At 73.6% G+C, this 1,201-nt stretch carries 1 protein-coding gene; it reads left to right on the top strand.

Going from position 1 to position 1,201, the window contains the following annotated elements; translation table 11 throughout:
* The coding region (locus tag ALA01S_RS31080; RefSeq protein ID WP_238456033.1) for a condensation domain-containing protein at nucleotides 1–1,201 on the top strand (1,201 nt) is incomplete at both ends.

Raw genomic sequence — 1,201 nt, 5'->3', positions numbered from 1 at the left:
AAGGGCTGCCGGAGCCGGTGCAGGTGGTGCAGCGCCAGGCCGTGCTGGCGCTGGAGTGGCTGTACGAGACCGGTGCCGGCGACACGCCCACGCCGGACCTGGCGGCCCGCCTGGCTGCTGCCGTGGACCCGGCGCATTACCGCATCGACCTTCGCCGGGCGCCGCTGATCCGCGCGGTGGCGGTGCATGACGCGGCGCGCCAGCGCTGGCTGCTGCAGCTGCCGAGCCACCACCTGGTGCTGGACCACACCACGCTGGCATTGCTGATCGAGGAGATCACGCTGATCCAGCAGGGCCGCGACAGCGAGCTGCCCGCGCCGGTGCCGTTCCGCCGCTACGTGGCGCAGGCCCGGCTGGGCGTGAGCCAGGCCGAGCACGAGGCGTTCTTCCGCCGGATGCTGGGCGACGTGGACGAGCCGACGGCGCCGTTCGGCCTGCTGGATGTGCAGGGCAACGGCACGCGCGTGCAGGAAGCACGCCGGCGGCTGGACCTGCCGCTGGCACAGCGGCTGCGCCGGCTGGCGCAGCGCCATGGCGTGAGCGCGGCGAGCCTGTTCCACCTGGCCTGGGCGCTGGTGCTCGGCAAGACGACCGGCAAGGACGACGTGGTGTTCGGCACGGTGCTGTTCGGCCGCATGCAAGGCGGCGAGGAGGCCGGGCGGGCGCTGGGCCTGTTCATCAACACGCTGCCGCTGCGGGTGCGCCTGGGTGGGCGCAGCGTGGCCGCCTGCGTGCGCGACACCCAGGCGACCCTGACGGGCCTGCTGCACCACGAGCATGCGAAGCTGTCGCTGGCCCAGCGCTGCAGTGCGCTGCCCGGCGGCGTGCCGCTGTTCTCGGCCTTGCTGAACTACCGCTACAGCCCCGAGGCCGACGCGCCGGAAGACGCCGCGGCGGCCGCGGCCTGGGCAGGCATGGAATCGCTGGGCGGCGAGGAGCGCACCAACTACCCGTTCGGCTTGTCGGTGGATGACCTGGGCGAGGGCTTCGAGCTGGTGGCGCAGATCCACGAGACGGTGGACGCCCAGCGCATCTGCGGGCTGATGCTGGCCGCGCTCCCGGGTCTGGCCGAGGCACTGGACACGCAGCCTGCACAGCCCGTCTGCGAGCTCGGCCTGCTGGGCCCGGCCGAACGTGAGACGCTGCAGGCGTGGGGAGCGCGCCGGGCCTGCTTCGACCCCACGGTGCCGGTGCACCGGCT

This window comes from Azohydromonas lata NBRC 102462 (assembly GCF_001571085.1).
GTDB classification, from domain to species: Bacteria; Pseudomonadota; Gammaproteobacteria; order Burkholderiales; family Burkholderiaceae_C; genus Azohydromonas; species Azohydromonas lata.
This window is presented reverse-complemented; position numbering and strand designations above follow the sequence as displayed.